The 17,747-nt window shown below is 61.8% G+C and carries 16 protein-coding genes; 1 reads left to right on the top strand and 15 read right to left on the bottom strand.

Annotation, left to right across the window (positions count from 1 at the left end; genetic code table 11):
- Nucleotides 1-2: 2 nt before the first annotated feature.
- On the top strand, nucleotides 3-692 hold the full coding sequence (locus IPM06_06330; GenBank protein ID MBK8770031.1) for a GntR family transcriptional regulator: 690 nt from the start codon (nucleotides 3-5) through the stop codon (nucleotides 690-692).
- Between the two features lie 9 nt (nucleotides 693-701).
- On the opposite strand, the gene IPM06_06325 is transcribed toward IPM06_06330, so the two are convergent.
- The 15 genes from IPM06_06325 to IPM06_06255 all read right to left on the bottom strand — a co-directional run bounded on the left by IPM06_06325 (nucleotide 702) and on the right by IPM06_06255 (nucleotide 17,718).
- On the bottom strand, nucleotides 702-1,958 hold the full coding sequence (locus IPM06_06325; protein ID MBK8770030.1) for a glycerate kinase: 1,257 nt from the start codon (nucleotides 1,956-1,958) through the stop codon (nucleotides 702-704).
- Nucleotides 1,959-1,962: 4 nt separating this feature from the next.
- Nucleotides 1,963-2,739 carry a hydroxypyruvate isomerase gene (gene hyi, locus IPM06_06320; protein ID MBK8770029.1) on the bottom strand — a complete coding sequence of 259 codons (777 nt, stop codon included), beginning with the start codon at nucleotides 2,737-2,739 and terminating at the stop codon, nucleotides 1,963-1,965.
- Between the two features lie 6 nt (nucleotides 2,740-2,745).
- Nucleotides 2,746-4,041 carry a guanine deaminase gene (gene guaD, locus IPM06_06315; GenBank protein ID MBK8770028.1) on the bottom strand — a complete coding sequence of 432 codons (1,296 nt, stop codon included), beginning with the start codon at nucleotides 4,039-4,041 and terminating at the stop codon, nucleotides 2,746-2,748.
- Complete coding sequence (gene uraD / locus IPM06_06310) at nucleotides 4,038-4,535, bottom strand: 2-oxo-4-hydroxy-4-carboxy-5-ureidoimidazoline decarboxylase (GenBank protein ID MBK8770027.1); 498 nt, start codon at nucleotides 4,533-4,535, stop codon at nucleotides 4,038-4,040. The genes guaD and uraD overlap by 4 nt, the downstream gene beginning before the upstream one ends.
- Nucleotides 4,532-5,722: a urate hydroxylase PuuD gene (locus IPM06_06305; GenBank protein ID MBK8770026.1), complete on the bottom strand. Its 1,191-nt coding sequence runs from the start codon at nucleotides 5,720-5,722 to the stop codon at nucleotides 4,532-4,534. The genes uraD and IPM06_06305 overlap by 4 nt, the downstream gene beginning before the upstream one ends.
- A 54-nt stretch (nucleotides 5,723-5,776) precedes the next feature.
- Nucleotides 5,777-6,844: a BMP family ABC transporter substrate-binding protein gene (locus tag IPM06_06300; protein MBK8770025.1), complete on the bottom strand. Its 1,068-nt coding sequence runs from the start codon at nucleotides 6,842-6,844 to the stop codon at nucleotides 5,777-5,779.
- Between the two features lie 27 nt (nucleotides 6,845-6,871).
- Nucleotides 6,872-7,747, bottom strand: a complete 876-nt coding sequence (locus tag IPM06_06295; protein MBK8770024.1) for an ABC transporter permease — start codon at nucleotides 7,745-7,747, stop codon at nucleotides 6,872-6,874.
- Between the two features lie 5 nt (nucleotides 7,748-7,752).
- Nucleotides 7,753-8,817, bottom strand: a complete 1,065-nt coding sequence (locus IPM06_06290) for an ABC transporter permease (protein ID MBK8770023.1) — start codon at nucleotides 8,815-8,817, stop codon at nucleotides 7,753-7,755.
- Nucleotides 8,807-10,369: an ABC transporter ATP-binding protein gene (locus IPM06_06285; GenBank protein MBK8770022.1), complete on the bottom strand. Its 1,563-nt coding sequence runs from the start codon at nucleotides 10,367-10,369 to the stop codon at nucleotides 8,807-8,809. The genes IPM06_06290 and IPM06_06285 overlap by 11 nt, the downstream gene beginning before the upstream one ends.
- Nucleotides 10,366-11,217 (bottom strand): xanthine dehydrogenase accessory protein XdhC, encoded by an 852-nt coding sequence (gene xdhC, locus IPM06_06280; GenBank protein MBK8770021.1) that lies wholly within the window; start codon nucleotides 11,215-11,217, stop codon nucleotides 10,366-10,368. Before xdhC ends, IPM06_06285 begins: the two co-directional genes overlap by 4 nt.
- Complete coding sequence (xdhB, locus tag IPM06_06275) at nucleotides 11,214-13,550, bottom strand: xanthine dehydrogenase molybdopterin binding subunit (protein MBK8770020.1); 2,337 nt, start codon at nucleotides 13,548-13,550, stop codon at nucleotides 11,214-11,216. Before xdhB ends, xdhC begins: the two co-directional genes overlap by 4 nt.
- Entirely contained in the window at nucleotides 13,547-15,022 is a 1,476-nt protein-coding gene (xdhA, locus tag IPM06_06270; protein ID MBK8770019.1) for a xanthine dehydrogenase small subunit, read from the bottom strand. The genes xdhB and xdhA overlap by 4 nt, the downstream gene beginning before the upstream one ends.
- Before the next feature lie 7 nt (nucleotides 15,023-15,029).
- Nucleotides 15,030-15,371: a hydroxyisourate hydrolase gene (gene uraH / locus IPM06_06265; protein ID MBK8770018.1), complete on the bottom strand. Its 342-nt coding sequence runs from the start codon at nucleotides 15,369-15,371 to the stop codon at nucleotides 15,030-15,032.
- Between the two features lie 109 nt (nucleotides 15,372-15,480).
- Nucleotides 15,481-16,428, bottom strand: a complete 948-nt coding sequence (locus IPM06_06260) for a LysR family transcriptional regulator (protein MBK8770017.1) — start codon at nucleotides 16,426-16,428, stop codon at nucleotides 15,481-15,483.
- Between the two features lie 36 nt (nucleotides 16,429-16,464).
- Entirely contained in the window at nucleotides 16,465-17,718 is a 1,254-nt protein-coding gene (locus IPM06_06255; protein MBK8770016.1) for an ROK family protein, read from the bottom strand.
- Nucleotides 17,719-17,747 lie beyond the last annotated feature (29 nt).

Raw genomic sequence — 17,747 nt, 5'->3', positions numbered from 1 at the left:
GCATGGCCCACGAACTTGACGCCAGTCGCCTTGACCGTTCCCGGCCCCTGCGCGACCAGATCTATGATCTCGTCCGCCATCTCATCCTGTCCGGACGCATTGCGCCAGGCGACATTCTTGATGAGAAGTTGATTGCGGCCAAACTCAATGTCTCGCGCACACCCGTACGAGAGGCGGTCAAGAAACTGAGCGATGAGCATCTCGTCGATGTGGTTGCGCAATCGGGCACCCGGGCTTCGCATATCGACCGGGCCGAAGTGGAGCAGGCCTATCTCATTCGTCGCGCATTGGAGATGGAGAGCGCGGCGCAGGCTGCCCATCGCATGAACGACAGTCATGCCGAGGTGCTGAACGACCTTCTGTTGCAACACGCGCGCGCGATCGAGCGCCGCCGCTTCGCCGAAGCCATCGTGACAGACGACAAGTTCCACCGCTACATCGCCGACATCAGCCATCTGGACCGGCTGTGGCGGGCGATCGACATTTCGAAGGCGCAGTTGGACCGTTGCCGCCATGTCATGTTGCCGCGGCAGGGACAGGGCGAGGCAACTCTGGAGCAACATCGCAGCATCATACGCGCCCTCAACAGCAAGGATCCCGAGCGAGCCCGGCGGGCCATGTCGGAACACCTGGAGGCGGCCTTCTCCAGTACGCTGAAGGTGATTGAATCTGGTGAGATCGAGAGCCGCTAGAGGCGGACGTCACTCCACGAGAATGGCGCGGAAGTCGTTGACGTTGGTGAGCGTCGGTCCCGTGATCACCTGATCGCCCAGCAGCTTGAAGAAGGTGTGGGCGTCATTGCGGGCCAGCATGTCCCAGGCATCCGTCCCCTTGGCCCGGGCGCGGGTCAATGTATCGGGCGAGATGATTGCACCCGCAACTTCCATGGCGCCATCGACACCGTCGGTATCTGCTGCCAGCGCGTGAATACCGGGGGCGCCCGCGAGCTTGAGAGCGAGCGCCAGCAGGAATTCCACGTTGCGGCCACCGACACCATCGCCCCGCACCGTCACCGTCGTTTCGCCGCCGGAAATGAGGACGCAAGGCGCCTTCGCCGGTTGCGCGAACTGGCGGACCTGCCGGGCAATGCCCGCCATCACAAATCCCACGTCACGTGCTTCCCCCTCCAGGGCATCGCCCAAAATCAGCGGGGTCAACCCGTTCTGGCGGGCCACGGCGGCTGCCGCTTCGAGTGAGGACTGCGGAGATGCAATCAATGTCGCACGTGCATTTGCAAGGCGAGGGTCTCCCGCCTTCGGCGTTTCATCTGAGGCCGCTTCGAGGTGACGGCGGACGGCCAGCGGGACATCAATATTGTATTTGGCAAGCACGGCCCGTGCGTCGGCATGGGTTGTGGGATCAGCAACGGTAGGTCCGGACGCAACTGCCGATACATCATCACCGGGCACATCCGAAATCACCAGGGTCTCCACGCGGGCCGGAAATGCAGCGGCGGCAAGCCGTCCGCCCTTGATCCGCGAGAGATGCTTGCGCACGCAATTCATCTCCTGGATGGGCGCACCCGACTTCAGCAGTGCCTTGTTCACGGCACGCTTTTCCTCAACGCTCACGCCCTCCGCAGCAAGACTGAGAAGGGCCGAACCGCCACCCGACATCAGCGCGACAACGAGGTCATCGGACGTGAGGCCCTGGACCAGCTTCAACATCTCCGCTGCGGCGCGTTCACCCGCTGCATCCGGCACGGGATGGGCTGCCTCGACGACGCGCAGTCGGCGGGTGGGAACGGCATGGCCATAGCGCGTCACGATCAGCCCTTCGAGGGGCGCATCCCAATGGTCTTCAAAGACCCTTGCCATCGCGGCGGATGCCTTGCCTGCTCCAATGACGATCGTGCGCCCCTTGGGCTTCGCTGGCATGTGGAGGGGCACGGATTTCTCCGGCAGCGCCGCATCAACGGCGGCGTCAAACATGGCGCGGAGGACGGCCCTTGGCGTCATGGGTTCAGGTCCACTCTTGCATCCACCGCAAGCCTTCTGAGGTGCCGGCGGATGGAAAATATTCGCAGCCCACCCAGCCATCGTAGCCTGTGGCATCGAGATGGCGGAAGAGGTTGGCAAAGTTGATTTCGCCCGTGCCGGGTTCATGCCGGCCCGGTGTGTCGGCAATCTGGATGTGACCGATGCGGGGAAGCAGCCGCGTGATGGAGTTGAGCAACTCACCTTCCATGCGCTGCATGTGGTAGACATCGTACTGCAGCTTCACGTCCAGCGGACGCAAAGTATCCATCACGCTCAACGCTTCGGAACTGCGGCTGAGAAAGAACCGGGGCATGTCGAAGGTGTTGATCGGTTCCACCAGCAACTGGATGCCGTTTTCCGCCAAACTTTCGGCAGCAACCGACAGGTTCTGCAGCAAAGCAGCACGGCCCGCATCACGCGACACCCCATCCGGCAGCAGTCCGGCCAGGCAATTCAGCTTGCGGCAACGCAGGCGTTGGGCATAGCGCAGTGCGTCGCCAGTTCCCGCCTCGAATTCCCGCTGGCGACCGGGATGGCAGGCAATGCCGCGTTCGCCCGCCTCGAAATTCCCAGGGGGAAGATTGAACAGGACGACCTCAAGGCCGAGATCCTCCACGCGGGCAGCGACATCCGGCAACGCAAAAGGATAAGGAAACTGGAATTCGACGGCGCGGAAACCTTCCGCTTTCGCAGCAGCAAACCGATCAAGGAACGGGATCTCGGTAAACATCGTGGAAATGTTGGCGGAGAATTTTGGCATGGGAGTTCATCTTGCCCCATTGGCGCGATGGCGTTGCTGGCCCGCCACGTAGGTTGCCGCGACAGCACGGTCGTCACCCAGAATCATCAGGGCAAAGAGTACGTCCTCAAGGGATTGCGACAACGCGTGCCGTGCCTTCAACACTGGGGTCGCAGTTGGATGAAGAACCACCACGTCGGCATATTTTCCAACGTCCAGGGAACCCGTCTCGGCGTCGATGTGGAGCCTGCATGCATTGCCAATCGTGGACATGCCGAAGAGCGCGCTTGCGGATGGCTTGTATCCACCCAGCATCTGAACCTTGTAGGCCTCGCCCATGGTCTGCAGCATGGAGTAGCTCGTTCCGCCGCCCACATCTGTTGCGAGGCCCATGGCAACCGGCCTCGCCTGTTCTGCGAGAAACGGCATGCGCATCAAACCCGAGCCGAGAAACGTATTCGACGTGGGGCAGTGGATGACGGATGAGCCTGTCTCGGAGAACCGCTTTGCCTCGCGCTCGCTCAGGTGGATGCCGTGGGCGAAGATGCTGCGCGGTCCAAGCAAGCCAAAGCGGTCATACACATCGGTGTAGTCGCGGGCGTCGGGAAACAACGCCTTGACGAAGGCGATTTCTCCGGGACTTTCGGAAATATGGGTTTGCATCAGGGTGCCGGGCAGATGGGCGAGGAGTTCGCCACTCGCCTGTAACTGCCTGTCGCTTGAGGTGATCGCAAAGCGCGGCGTCACGGCGTAACGCAGGCGGCCCTTGCCGTGCCAGGTCTGATAAAGTTCTTCCGTCTCGCGCGCGCCTTGCTCGGGCGTGTCTTGCACCTCCGGGATTGCATTGCGGTCCATCATGGTCTTGCCGGTGATGAGCGCCATGCCCATGTCAGATGCTGCCGCAAAAAGTGCATCTGCGCATGCCTTGTGAACCGAACAGAAGGCGAGTGCCGATGTTGTTCCATTGCAAAACAGACGATCGAGAAAGAGACGCGCAGCCGCTGCCGCATAGTCGCGATCAGCATAGCGGGCTTCCTCCGGAAAGGTGAAACGCCGCAGCCAATCCAGCAGGTCTTTCCCGGGTGCTGCCAGCATCCTGTATTGCGGGAAATGAAGATGGGCGTCGATGAAACCCGGCAACAGCAGGTTCTCACCGTAATCATCGGCCGCAACACCTTGCCACGCGGCGGGAAGTTGGGAGGCTTCCCCGATCCAAGCGATGCGTCCGGTGCCATCGACCGCAAGCGCGCCCCGGGGAAGGTGAACGACTGTTTCGTCGCTCCGTCCAAAGGATACGATCTGTCCGCGCAAGACTCGCTTCATGGCGCAACCCTGTCTTCAATGCGAAAGCGGAATATGCGCATGACGTGCTGCAAAGCGTGCGAGAATTCGGCGTCTTCGCTGTTGTCCACGCGTGCTTCAAAGCTGTCGATTATCTGGTGCTTGGTCGCGCCCTTGACCGCAAAGATGAAGGGGAAGCCAAAACGGCTCTTGTATCTCGCATTCAGATCTGTGAACCGCACAAACTCGGATGGAGTGAGATCCGCCAGTCCGGCATTGCGCTGTTCGCGATTCGAATCTGCCGTCAGCTTTGCTTTTGTGGCGAGGTCCGGATGAGCGCGGATCAGTGCCAGTTGCGCATCCGCTGGCGCGGTGCGGAGCGTGGCTTCGAACGCGGCAATCATGTCTGCCACGGCGTGGTAGGGCCGTGATGCCGCCGCTCCTTCCGCCACCCAGGGCGAATGTTCGGCTATATCGCCAAATCGCTCCACGAAGGTGGCGACCGGCATGGCATTGACCTCGGCGAGCGGGATCATTGCTTTGCCAGCCAGGCACCGAGGCGGGCCCGTTCGTCAGGGGTCATCCCCGTCTTGTTGCCCAACGGCATGGCCACGTTGTTCACGGCCTGGACCACGACCTGTTCCTTATGACGGCGAAGTTCCTCCAGCGTATCGAGGATGACGCCCTTGGGCGGCTCGGCAAACGTCTTGTCGGCGGGATGCTGTGCGTGACATGCAGCACAACGTGACTGCACGATTGCAAGGGCATCGGCGTCCGGGACATCGCCAGCAAACATCACCTGCTTTGCCGGGGCCGTCATGAAAATGGCGCCGCCCAGCACAGCGGCGATCACGGGCAGCAGCCAGGCCAATTCGCGCTGCTCGTCGCCCACTTCCGTGCGGACGAGATAGTGCCGCAAGGCCGCTCCGCCCACGACAATCATAAGAATGAGAATCCAGCTCTGCGGATGGCCCGTGAGGAAGGCGTAGTGGTTCGAGACCATCATCAGCAGCACGGGGAGCGTCAGATATGTGTTGTGCAGGCTGCGCTGCTTGCCCATGGCGCCATAGGCCGGGTCCGGCCGCTCACCCTTCAGGAGGCTCGCCACGATCTTGCGCTGATTGGGAATGATGACCATGAAAACGTTTGCCGCCATGGTCGTGCCGATGAAGGCGCCCACGTGGATAAAGGCACCGCGTCCCGAATAGACATGGGTGAAGCCGTAGGCGGCAAGGCCCACCAGCACAATGACGCAGATCACGAGGAGCGTGGGATGGCGGAGGGCCAGATGACGGCAGAGCTGATCATAGACAATCCACCCGCCAGCGATGGAGGCCGCAGAAATGGCGATGGCCTGCCAGGACGTGAGCGGAATGACAGACGGGTCGATCAGGTAACTTTCCGCATTGAGGTAGTACTGGACGATGAGGAGCAGAAAGCCAGTCACCCAGGTGAGATAGGCCTCCCACTTGAACCAGGTGAGGTGATCCGGGAGGGCTGGCGGTGCCGACAGATATTTCTGCACATGGTAGAAGCCGCCACCGTGAACTTCCCAGGCCTCGCCGCCGACGCCGGCGGGCAGGCCTTCGCGCTTCTGCAAAGAGAAATCGAGGGCGATGAAATAGAAGGATGTGCCAATCCAGGCGATGCCCGCAATCAGATGGCCCCAGCGCAGAAGCAGGTTCAACCAGTCGGCGGCAAACGGATCGATCACAGTGCACATCCATGAAAATGCCGGGTGGCGGAATGCCACCCGGCATGTGGTTTCGGGAAAGGCTTACTGCGGCAACTGGTCGTCGATGCCCTTGACGTACCAGTTCATGCCGAGGATGTCGCCGTCGGGCAGCGGTTTGCCAGCTTCGCCGACCACGGTTCCGTCCTGCTTGGTGATGGGGCCGGTGAAGGGATTGAGCTTGCCCGAGGCAATGGCGGCGGCGGTCTCCGTGGCCATCTTGGCGACGTCATCCGGCATGTTGGTGTAGGGCGCCATGCTGACGGTGCCGTTTTCCATGCCTTCCCAGGTCTGCTGTGGCTTCCAGGTGCCATCCATCACAGCCTTGACGCTGTTGATGTAGTGCGGTGCCCAGTTGTCGACGATCGCCGTCAGCTGCGCCTTGGGAGCGAACTGATACTGGTCGGAGGCCTGGCCGAAACCGAACTTGCCCTGTTCCTGGGCCACCTGCAGCGGTGCAGCCGAGTCCGTGTGCTGAACGGTGATGTCGGCCCCCTGGCTCAGCAGCACCTTTGCTGCGTCAGCTTCCTTGGCCGGGTCGAACCACGTGTTGGCCCAGACAATCTTGACCTTGAAGTTGGGGTTCACGCTCTGTGCGCCCAGCATGAAGGCATTGATGCCGGAGACCACTTCCGGAATGGGGAAGGACACGATGTAGCCCGCCGTGCCGGTCTTCGACATCTTGGCGGCGATCTGGCCAATCACGTAACGGCCTTCGTGGAACTTGGCGTTGTAGGTGCCCATGTTGTCGGCGGTTTTGTACCCCGTGGCGTGCTCAAACTTCACGTCGGGGAACTTCTTGGCGACCTTGAGCATCGGCTCCATGAATCCGAAGGAGGTTCCGAAGATGATCTTGCAGCCTTCGCGGGCGAAGCGTTCGAAGGTCTTTTCGGAATCGGCTTGCGAAACGTTTTCGGCGTAGGCGGTTTCCACCTTGTCGCCGAATTCCTTCTGCACGGCCAAGAGGCCCTGATGATGCTGGAAGGAATATCCGAAGTCGCCAATGGGGCCGACATAGACCCAGCACGCCTTCAGCGCCTCTGCCGATGCGGAAGCCGAGGCGGCTCCCAGCATCAACGCGGCAGCGGCCGCCGCCATCAGTAGTTTCTTCATGTTGTTCTCCCTGTTGAGATGTTCACATTAACGGTCCGGCACGAAGGGTTGTCCGAGTGAGGCTGGCGTGTTGCGGCGCGTCAGGGCCTTGTTCCCGGAGATGACCACCAGTGCGAGGATGGTGCCAAGATAGGGCAGACTCGAGAGGAATTGCGAGGGGATTCCCAAGCCTTGCGCCTGCAAGACAAAGGACAGGATGGAGATGGTGCCGAACAGGTAGGCGCCGGCCAGGATGCGGAAAGGCAACCAGGATGCGAACACGACCAATGCCAGGGCAATCCAGCCCCGGCCCGAGGTCATGTTTTCCACCCACTGTGGCGTATAGACCAGTGACAGGTAGCCGCCGGCGATGCCGCTCATGGCCCCTCCGAACAGCACACTCAGATAGCGGACCCCGATCACATTATATCCAAGCGCGTGGGCGGAGGTGTGGCTGTTGCCCACGGCGCGGATCACCAGACCCATCTTGGTACGGAACATGAACCAGCTGACGGCTGCCACCATCACAAGCGAAAACGGCACGAGTGGATCAATGCCCGAAAAGGTCGGCAACTTGATGCCGGGCTGGCCCACGAAGGACTCTCCGATCAATGCGGAAAGCCCGAGGCCCAGCAAGGTGAGTGCAAGTCCTGTCGCCACCTGGTTTGCCAGCAGCGTCAGGGTGAGGAAGCCAAAGAGCAGCGACATCAGCATGCCCGCGAAAATCGACGTAACAATGCCCACCCATGGATTGCCGGTCACGTAAGCACCACCAAACCCCGCGACCGCGCCCATCACCATCATGCCTTCAACGCCGAGGTTGAGGACACCCGCGCGTTCCGTCACCATTTCTCCCAATGCCGCCAGCAGCAGCGGCGTTGCCGCCGTCATGATGATCGTGAGAAGTGTGAGAACAATGTCCATGTCCGTCAGGCTCGCGCGAGGGCTGGCACCGCGGACACGATGCGGTAGTTGATGAGTGTGTCACAGGCGAGGATATAGAACAGCAAGATGCCCTGGATGACGCGGGTGATTTTGTCGGGAATCTGGAGCGCCGTCTGCACGGCCTCGCCGCCGATATAAGAGAGCGCAAGAAGCAGCCCCGCGATAATCGCACCGACCGGATTGAGACGGCCGAGGAAGGCCACGATGATCGCCGCAAAGCCGTATCCCGGCGAGATCTGCGGCTGCAATTGTCCGACAACGGAGGAAATCTCGAAGGCTCCCGCCAGCCCCGCAAGCCCGCCCGACAGCATCATGCAGAAAAGGACCGTGCGGCTTTGCGAGAAACCGGAAAAGCGCGCAGCCCGTGGTGACAGACCGGTGACGGTGATTTCGTAACCCTTGACGGTACGTGACACGATGTAGCCCAGCACCAGCGCGACCACGAAAGTCACCAACACGCCTGCATGGATACCGCTCGTGACATAGGGCAGAAGCTGCCAGTCGGCAAAAGTCACCGACTTCGGGAAATTGAAGCCTTGCGGATCGCGCCAAGGCCCGCGCACCAGATAGTCCAGCAGCAACTGGGCCACATAGACGAGCATCAGAGACGTAAGGATTTCGTTGGCGCTGAAGCGGTTGCGCAGGAAGGCCGGGATGGCGGCCCAGGCCATGCCACCCGCAATCCCCGCCACCATCATCACCGCAAGCGTAAGCGGCGATTGCCATTGGGGCAGAAATACCGGAACGGCACCGGCAAAGATCGCTCCCGCCGTGAGTTGCCCCTCGGCACCGATGTTCCAGACGTTGGCACGGTAGGCGACAGCAAGCCCGGCGCCGATCAGAATCAGGGGCGACGCCTTGACCAGCAACTGTTCAACCGACCAAACAGCCGTCAGCGGTTCAACGAAATAGACATAGAGCGCCTGCAGCGGGTTGTTGCCGCGCAAGGCAAAAATCAGGCTCGCCGTCACGATGGTCAGTGCAATGGCGATGAAGGGCGACGCCAACGCCATGGTGGAAGATCGTTCCGCACGCCTCTCAAGCCGCATGACTTGTCTCCCCCGGTGAACCGCCTTGGGCACGCTCGTGAGCGCCCGCCATCAGCAAACCGATCTCCTCGCGCGTCATCTCCGAGGCCGCGCGGGGTTCGGACAACTGCCCGCGCGAGATCACCGCAATGCGGTCCGCGATCTCGAATATCTCGTCGAGATCCTGGCTGATGACCAGCACTGCGGATCCGTTTTGCGCAAGGTCGATCAGGGCCTGCCGGATGGATGCGGCAGCACCCGCATCAACGCCCCAGGTGGGCTGATTGATGACCAGCAGCTTGGGCTGCAATTCCAGTTCGCGCCCTACGACATATTTTTGCAGGTTTCCGCCTGACAGCGCCCGTGCCTCGGGGTCTGGCTTTCCCTTGCGGACATCAAAACCCTTTATGATCCGTTCAGCGGCAGCGCGCGCGCCTTCAGGATTGAGTACACCTGACGACACCAATGCCGGATCAACGGCGTGGCGCGACAGGTACATGTTCTGCGACAGCGTCATGGAGGGTACCGCCCCGTGACCCAAGCGTTCCTCTGGTACAAAAGCCGCGCCGGACTTGCGCCGGAAGGTGATAGACCGTCCTCCCAATCCCAAGCCATCCAGACAAAGCATGTCAGACGCTACCGTCCGTTCCCCGGATACGGCATCGAAGAATTCGCCCTGGCCATTTCCCGCGACGCCAGCGATGGCGACGATCTCGCCGGCATTCACCGTGAGGTTGATGTCAATCAAAGGAACGGCGAAGGCCCCATCAGCGGGGAGCGAGAGATGACGGAGTTCGAGCCGGGGCTTGCCCGCCTCCGCTCCGTGGGTGCGGGCCTTGATGGCATGGATGTCACCTCCCACCATCAGGCGGGCGAGACTCGCGGCCGTCTCGCGCCGCGGATCGACTTCGGCGACAACCTTGCCGTGGCGCAGGATGGTGGCCGTGTCACACAAGGCCTTCACCTCTTCGAGGCGATGGCTGATGTAGAGGACCGAGCAGCCTTCAGAGGCAAGGCGCTTCAACACCACGAACAACTGGTCCGCCTCTTGTGGTGTCAGAACCGAAGTCGGCTCATCCATGATCAGAAGCTGCGGCTCCTGCAACAGGCAACGGATGATTTCGATCCGCTGGCGTTCACCCACGGAAAGGTCGCCCACCAATGCCGTGGGTGAAATCGGCAGTCCATAAGAGGCCGAGACTTTCGCAATGCGCTCCGACAGGGCTGGCAGATCATAGGGCCCGGGCATGGCGAGGGCGATATTTTCCGCAACCGTCAGGGAATCAAACAGGGAGAAATGCTGGAACACCATGCCTATGCCAAGATGACGGGCGACCGAGGGGCTTGCCGGTGTCACTTGCCTTCCCTTCCAGAAGAACTGGCCGGAGGTGGGCTGCAGGGCACCGTAGATCATCTTCACAAGCGTCGACTTTCCCGCGCCATTCTCGCCGAGGAAGGCGTGGATTTCGCCTGGCATGATGGTGAGGTTGACATCATCGTTGGCACGGAGGCTGCCGAACGTCTTGACGATGTTGCGGGCCTCGAGAAGGGGTGTGCCGTGGGTTGATGTCATGATGCGGCGCTGCCGGACTGCGAAACGTTCTGCGGAGATGCTTTCCCGAGTTTGAGGCTTTCGTCCAGTGCGACCAGTTGTGCCGCTGTGGATATGGCAATGGCGTCCGGACGCTTGGAACGGATACCTCCGAGCCCGATCGGACAAATGAGGGCGGCAATCCGCTCCGGCAGTACACCCGCTTCCGCAAGGCGCTTTTCAAAGCGAGTCCGCTTCGTTGCGCTGCCGATCAGTCCCGTGGCCGCGATGGCCGTGTTGCGCAGGCATGCATCGACAATGGCAAGATCAAGCGCATGCGAGTGGGTCATCACCAACGCCATTGATCCTGCTGGTGCGCCAGTCAATACGCCAGGCACGTCGACATCGGAGCGCAATGAAACGTTGGCGGGCACCGCTGCGGGGAAAGCGCCCGGCCTTGCATCGCACCAGACGACATGAAACGGTGACTGTGCCAGGATCAGAACAAGGGCGCGGCCCACATGGCCTGCGCCGAAGAGAAAAAGCGTGCGGGTTTCGTCCTGCTCCTCCGCCGCGAATGCGTTCAGTGCCGTCACATCAGCAATTGTCGTGACGACCTCAACCTGCCCGCCACAGCACTGTCCTAGATCGGGGCCCAGCAGATAGCGCGCGGAGCTTCGCTTGTCGCCGGACAGGAGCAATCTTTGGGCTTCAGCGATGGCTTTCCACTCCATCGTTCCGCCGCCGATGGTGCCAAAGATGCCTTCGGCCGTCACCAGCATCAAAGTGCCCTCCTCGCGCGGCGCCGAACCCCTGACCCTCTCAAGGCGGACGATTGCAACCTGCCGGCCGTCCTGGAGAAGGTCTCGTGCGCGTGCGATGAGATTCATGTCCGCACACTCTTGAGGGCATGGAGGATCGCTTCCGGTGTTGCCGGCGTATCGAGTGCTGGTATGGCCCCATTCCCCGTGGAGGCGATGGCATTGAAGATCGCCGTCCACACGGAGATGCCCAGCATCAGCGGAGGTTCGCCGACGGCCTTCGACCGGTAGATGGTGTCTTCCTTGTTTCCCTTCGATTCGAAGAGCGCCACGTTGAACTGCTCCGGCACGTCAGACGCGCAGGGAATCTTGTAGGTGGATGGTGCGTGGGTGCGCAGTCGCCCGGCGTTGTCGAAGACCAACTCTTCTGTCGTGAGCCAACCCATACCCTGAACGAAAGCGCCTGCCACCTGGCCCAGGTCGATTGCGGGGTTCAGTGACTTTCCCACGTCATGCAGAATGTCTACACGGTCGACCCGCATCTCACCCGTCATGATGTCGATCGTGACTTCGCTGCAGGCCGCTCCGTAGGCGAAGTAGAGGAAGGGCCTGCCCTTGCCCTTGCTGCGGTCCCACGTCAGCTTTGGTGTTGCGTAGTAACCCGTTGCCGACAACGGCAAGCGGGCCTGATGGGTCCGGGCGCAGGCCTCCGCGAATGTCATGCGCTTTGCGGCCGAGAACACTTCGCCACCTGCGAAGATGATCTTGGCCTTGGGAACGCGCCAGTCACGCGCCAGCAGGTTGGCGATATTGTCGCGGATTTCTTCTGCAGCGCGCTTCGCGGCCATGCCGTTGAGGTCGCTTCCCGAGGAAGCTGCCGTCGGCGATGTGTTGGGCACCTTCCCGGTGCTGGTGGCGCAAATGCGCACCTTGTCGAGCCCAATGCCGAACACCTCGGCCACCACCTGCGCCACCTTGGTGTAGAGGCCCTGCCCCATCTCCGTGCCGCCGTGGTTCAACTGAACGGAACCATCAGTGTAGGCCAGCACCAGCGCGCCGGCCTGGTTGAGGTGCGAGAGGGTGAACGAGATCCCGAATTTCACGGGTGTCAGCGACAGGCCTTTTTTCAATACACGGCTTGACGCATTGTAGTCGGTGATCTGCTGGCGGCGATTGCGATAGTCCGAGGTGCGCTCCAGCTCCCCCACCAGTTCGGGAAGAATGTTGTCCGTCACCTGCTGGCCGTAAGGCGTCACATCGCGGTTCTTGCCGTAGAAATTCCGCCTTCGCACATCGAGGGCATCGCGCCCGGTGCGGATGGCGATCGACTCCATCAGGCGTTCGGCAAAAACCATGCCCTGAGGTCCGCCAAAGCCGCGGAAGGCGGTGTTGGAGACCGTGTTGGTGCGGAGCCGGCGTGAATGGATGCGGAGCGCCGGATAGTAATAGCTGTTGTCGGCGTGAAACATCGTCCGGTCATTGACGCCTTGGCTGAGGTCAGCCGAACAGCCGCAACGGGCGTCGAACTCGACATTCACGGCAGTGAGGCGGCCGTCATCATCGAAACCCGCTTCCGAACTGACGCGGAAGTCATGGCGCTTGCCCGTCATGACCATGTCATCGTCTCGATCGAGGCGGCATTTTGCGGGCCTCCCCGTTACATGGGCCGCAAGTGCCGCGAGGCAGGCCCACTGGGCGGCCTGGCTTTCCTTGCCACCGAAGCCGCCGCCCATGCGGCGGCAATCGCAGGTCACCGCGCCATTCGGCACATGCAGCATGTGAGCAACGCACTGCTGCACCTCCGAAGGGTGCTGAGTCGAACAGTGGACAATCATCCCGTTCTTCTCGTCAGGCAGTGCCATGGAAACTTGGCCTTCCAGATAGAAGTGCTCCTGTCCGCCGATGAGGAATGAATCGAGAAGACTGTGGCTCGATGCGGCGATGGCCGCGCCTGCATCTTTCCGGGTGAAGGTGTATTCCGGCAGGACATCGGTTGTCCCGGCCCGGATCGCTTCATCGGCGGTCACGACGGGCTTTACGGCCTGCACCGTAATGCGGGCGAGCCGGGCAGCGCGGCGCGCCGCATCGCGGGTTTCCGCAACGACCGCAAAGATCACCTGTCCGTGGAATTCGATTTCTCCGTCAGCGAGAATGGGATCGCCGCCGATCGATGCACTCCAGTCGTTGCGCCCGGGAATATCGCGGGCCGTAAGGACCCTGACTACACCCGGAAATGCGGCCACATCAGCAACATCGAGCGCCGTTATCTTTCCGCAGGCCGCTTCGCGCGCAAAGCCCGGCGCCACGTGGAGCAGGCCTTCCGGCTCCGGCATGTCGTCGACGTATGTGGCACGTCCGGTCACATGCTGTTCGGCGCTATCGTGGGCCAACGGTTTTCCCACGACGGCTTCGGTTCTCGCAGCCACCTTCGGTTTCACTGCGCGCTTGGCGTCTGTCTTCATGTCCACGGCTCTTTTCCGGCGGGCGCGAGCACACGCAGCGACGCAGGACGTTCGCCGACGAGTTCATGCAGTGCCTTGAGCAAAAGGGCTTCGGCAGCGTCGAGGCGATAGCTTGCGGACGCGCGCATGTCGGAGAGTGGGGTGAAGTCCTTCCGCAAGGTTTCCACTACTCCCGCCCAGCTTTCAGGAGCGTCCAGCTTGAGGCCCGCAACGGCTGCTTCCGTGTGACGCGCACGCCGGGGCGTTCCCGCCATGCCGCCAAACGCAATGACGGCGGAACTGATGCTGCGCCCCGAGATCACGAACTTGAACGCGGCCATGACAGCGGAAATATCCTGGTCAAACCGTTTGGAGAGTTTATGGGCAAAGAAGCGTTCGTTGCTCTTGAGTTTTGGAATATCGATCCGCCACAGCAACTCGCCTGGGCGGCGATCCTGTTTGCCATACTCAATGAAATAGTCTTCCAGCAACAGGTCACGCTGTTCTGCGCCCTTGCGCAGCGTGATTCGCGTGCCCAGTGCGATCAACATCGGCGGCATGTCGCCGATGGGAGACCCGTTCGCGATGTTGCCGCCGATGGTCCCTGAACTGCGAACCTGCTTCGACCCCAGCCGCCGCAACACTTCACCGACGTCCGGTGCCAGGGCGGAAAGTTTCTCCTCGGCTTGAGCGTAGGTCACTGCAGCACCCAGCGAGAGTGTCGCCACCCGATCGGTGATGGCGTGCAAGGCTTCTACCCGGGAGGTGAAGATCAGCTTTGGCAGCACCCGCATCTGCTTGGTGATCCAGAGGCCCACGTCCGTGGCACCAGCAACAATCGTCGCATCCGGATGGCGCGCCGCAAGGTCGAGCAACGTGCTGTCCTTGGCCGGAGCAGCGGCAAAAGAATCGCTGTTGCCGCAAAAGACATCCTCGCCATCATGGATCCTGGCCAGTTCGGCGGCGATCTCTGTGGCCGACTCCGTCCAGATATCCGGTGTCTTGTTTCCACACGCGTCCAGTGCGGCGTCGATGATGGGCCGGTAGCCCGTGCAGCGGCAGAGGTTGCCTGCAATCTGGTTGACCACCGCGTTCCGGTCGGGCCGTTCTGGTGCGTGATAGAGGGCAAAGAGCGACATCACGAAACCAGGCGTGCAGAAGCCGCATTGCGAACCATGGTGTTGCACCATGGCCTGCTGAACGGGATGAAGAATTCCGCCGGGAGACAGGTCATCGATCGTCACCAGTTCGCAGCCATGCAGGTGGCCCATGAGCATGATGCAGGCATTCGCCGGTTCATAGCTGACGCGGCCCTGGCGCAACCGGCCGATGGCGACGGTGCAAGCACCGCAATCGCCTTCGTTGCATCCTTCCTTCGTACCCTTGTGGCGTTGCTCCAGCCGGAGGTAGTCAAGAACCGTGCGCGCCGGATCGCCCATCGCGTATTCGACGATGACGCCCCGGCGGAGGAACCTGATCTCAGTATGGGTCATGGGTTACTCAACTGCCCCGGTAAGTCGCATAACCATGGGCCGAAAGCAGAAGCGGCACGTGATAATGCTGGGTCACATTGGAAATGCCAAACTTGATCGGAATCACATCGAAGAACGGCGGCGTCGACAGCGTCTCGCCAATGCCCTGGAGATATTCGCCAGCCCGGAAGCGCAATTCGTAAAGTCCCATCTTGAGTGCGTCGCCCTGCAGCAGCGGCTCTCCCGCCCGGCCGTCGGCATTGGTCACGGTGGTCTTGAGCTTTACCGGTTCGCCGGAAACATTCCACAGTTCGATGATGAGGCCCGCTGCGGGGCGGCCCAGATGGGTGTCCAGTACATGCGTTGTCAAACGGCCCGTTGTCACCGCTCACTCCTTCCCCGGCTGTGTTCGCCACGGTCTTGCGCCGGGCTTCTCTTGCAGCAAGGCTAGCATGACCCCCTTGTTCGAGACAGCCTCATTATTCGGCACGGCGTGTTCTCTTTCTTGGCACAGGCACCAGTCTTGGCAACAGGCCCGTGGCGTGGTTCAGGAAGGCCGCGGCGGCGCTCTCGCTGGTCAGGCCCGGACGGTGGACGAGCATCATCCGGTCCGGAGGCAAGGGGCGGTCGCCCAGCGGGATGAACCGGAGTGTGCCGTCATCGAGGTCCTGCTCAATGCCTATCGTTGTCTGGAAGGCTATGCAGACGCCCCTCCGCGCGAGACCGGCCATGACCCGGAGAGAGTTGCATTCCACCGCAGGCTTGATGTTCAGCTTCTGGCGTCGGACGATAGTGTCCAGGAGTGTCCGCAGGCTCAGTCCCCGTGCAGGCCAGGCCAGCGGATGTTGCAGACAATCCCGCAAGGAGACTGTGGACTGCCGTGCCAGCGCGTGCCCGGGCGAGACAACGGCACCCACCGGCAGATCCTGCACATGGGCCACGCCCAGCCGGGCAAAGGAGGTCGGGTTGAATGTCAGGCCCACGTCGGCAATGTTTTCGCGCACAAGTTCCGTCACCGCATCCGAGCCCGCGACGCTCACCTGTATCTGGATGCCGGGATAGGAGCTGGTGAAATCCTCAAGCAGTCTGGGCAAGAGCGCGTTTGAAATGCTTTCCACTGTCGCGATGCGGACGTGCCCGCTCTTCAGACCGCGCAATGCATTGAGGTGATCCAGTACTTCTTCATGCAAGAGCGTGGAGGCCGCCAATGCGCGGCGCAATTCCTCACCCGCAGGGGAAAGACAGAGGCTTCGTCCGATGCGCTCAAACAGGGTAATGCCAAGACTTGTTTCGAGGAGACCGACTTGCCGGCTGATGGCGGATGGTGCGGTATTGGCCTGGCGGGCGGCGGCGCGGACCGAGCCCGCTTCCGCGACAAGCAGAAAGTAGCGGCAACTCGCGGACAGGAAACCGTCATTCCGCTCCACGGCCCGCTCCCCCGCGCACGTTGAAAGGTGCCGGCATCACGTGGCCGCACCATGGGCCGGAAGGGGCGCGGGCGGCGCTGCCACGGCGAACACATCCCTGTCGATGATACGAAGCAGGGCATCAATGGTGCCGCGCACGATCATGTCATCACTGAAACGCACCTGCTCAATCGCCACATCACGCCGCAAGACCTCGACGACACTTTTCTCCAGCGCCTCGCGCATGGCGCGCTCCATCAGTTCCGATGTCTGCAATCCGGGCCCTGCCAGCACGATGCGGTCGGGATTGAGAATGGAAATCACCCTGCCGATGCCATAGCCCAAGGCAGTCCCCGCCAGTTCGAAGGCCGCGCGTGCGCGGGTATCGCCGGCTTTCGCCTTTTGGTGCAGGCCGATCATGGTCGATTCAGGCACGGCCGAGCGTGGTGCTTCCCGTTCCGTCTCCCCCAGGTAGTGCCGGAGGATGCCGTAGTCGGCCACGTAGGCCTCGATGCAGCCGCGCTTTCCGCAACGGCACAGCGCGCCATCGGGGATGTGATTCATGTGGCCGAATTCCGCAGCCGCGCCTGAGGCCCCGTGAAAGACCTCGCCGCCGATGATAACGCCCATGCCGACGCCGTAGCCCGTGAAGATCGCAGCAGTGACACCGCCGTAACGTTCCCGGTCAGAGGCCACGAGCCCTTCGGCAATCATGTTGGCATCGTTGGCGACAAAGCACGGTACGCCGAAGCGGGTCTCGACCGGCTCCGCCACGGGGATGTCACCCGCCTTGAAAGCGGGCGACCACACGATCGTTCCCCGCCGGCTGTCTGCCAGACCCTGGATGGCGATGGCGATGCGGGCGAGGCGCCGGGGGTTGACCTTCTGCCACGCGATGAAATCCGCGATGGCATCTGCCAGCGCCAAACCGAAGGCATCCCGGCCTGCATCATATGTCGGCAGGCGCACTTCATTCCGGGCAATCGTTTCACCCTGGAAATCTGTCAGCACGATCATGACATCATCAATCGATATCTTGACGGCCATGACCAGCGCCGCATCCGGGTTGAGGGAGAGCCGCACGATGGGCCGGCCACGGCGCCCGGACGGCGGCAACACCAGTGGCAGGCTCTCCTCCCGGATCACGCCCTCCTGGATGAGCTGGGCGCAAATGGTGGTGATGGAGGCGGGCGAAAGGCCGGTGAGTCGCCCCAGTTCAACACGGGCCGACGCCCCATGCTGGCGCAATGCACCGAGCACGACCCGGCGGTTCTGCCGTCTTACCAATTCGCTGTCGGCTTTCTCAGCCATGCAGGTCCTGCACCGTCTCGCACTTTCCC

The organism is Hyphomicrobiales bacterium (assembly GCA_016710435.1).
Classification (GTDB): Bacteria; Pseudomonadota; Alphaproteobacteria; order Rhizobiales; family Aestuariivirgaceae; genus Aestuariivirga.
This window is presented reverse-complemented; position numbering and strand designations above follow the sequence as displayed.

Coding starts and splice junctions, on each gene's coding strand:
- IPM06_06330 (MBK8770031.1), top strand. CDS start 3: ATGGCCCACGAACTTGACGCCAGTCGCCTTGACCGTTCCCGGCCCCTG.
- IPM06_06325 (MBK8770030.1), bottom strand. CDS start 1,958: ATGACGCCAAGGGCCGTCCTCCGCGCCATGTTTGACGCCGCCGTTGAT.
- hyi (MBK8770029.1), bottom strand. CDS start 2,739: ATGCCAAAATTCTCCGCCAACATTTCCACGATGTTTACCGAGATCCCG.
- guaD (MBK8770028.1), bottom strand. CDS start 4,041: ATGAAGCGAGTCTTGCGCGGACAGATCGTATCCTTTGGACGGAGCGAC.
- uraD (MBK8770027.1), bottom strand. CDS start 4,535: ATGATCCCGCTCGCCGAGGTCAATGCCATGCCGGTCGCCACCTTCGTG.
- IPM06_06305 (MBK8770026.1), bottom strand. CDS start 5,722: ATGTGCACTGTGATCGATCCGTTTGCCGCCGACTGGTTGAACCTGCTT.
- IPM06_06300 (MBK8770025.1), bottom strand. CDS start 6,844: ATGAAGAAACTACTGATGGCGGCGGCCGCTGCCGCGTTGATGCTGGGA.
- IPM06_06295 (MBK8770024.1), bottom strand. CDS start 7,747: ATGGACATTGTTCTCACACTTCTCACGATCATCATGACGGCGGCAACG.
- IPM06_06290 (MBK8770023.1), bottom strand. CDS start 8,817: ATGCGGCTTGAGAGGCGTGCGGAACGATCTTCCACCATGGCGTTGGCG.
- IPM06_06285 (MBK8770022.1), bottom strand. CDS start 10,369: ATGACATCAACCCACGGCACACCCCTTCTCGAGGCCCGCAACATCGTC.
- xdhC (MBK8770021.1), bottom strand. CDS start 11,217: ATGAATCTCATCGCACGCGCACGAGACCTTCTCCAGGACGGCCGGCAG.
- xdhB (MBK8770020.1), bottom strand. CDS start 13,550: ATGAAGACAGACGCCAAGCGCGCAGTGAAACCGAAGGTGGCTGCGAGA.
- xdhA (MBK8770019.1), bottom strand. CDS start 15,022: ATGACCCATACTGAGATCAGGTTCCTCCGCCGGGGCGTCATCGTCGAA.
- IPM06_06255 (MBK8770016.1), bottom strand. CDS start 17,718: ATGGCTGAGAAAGCCGACAGCGAATTGGTAAGACGGCAGAACCGCCGG.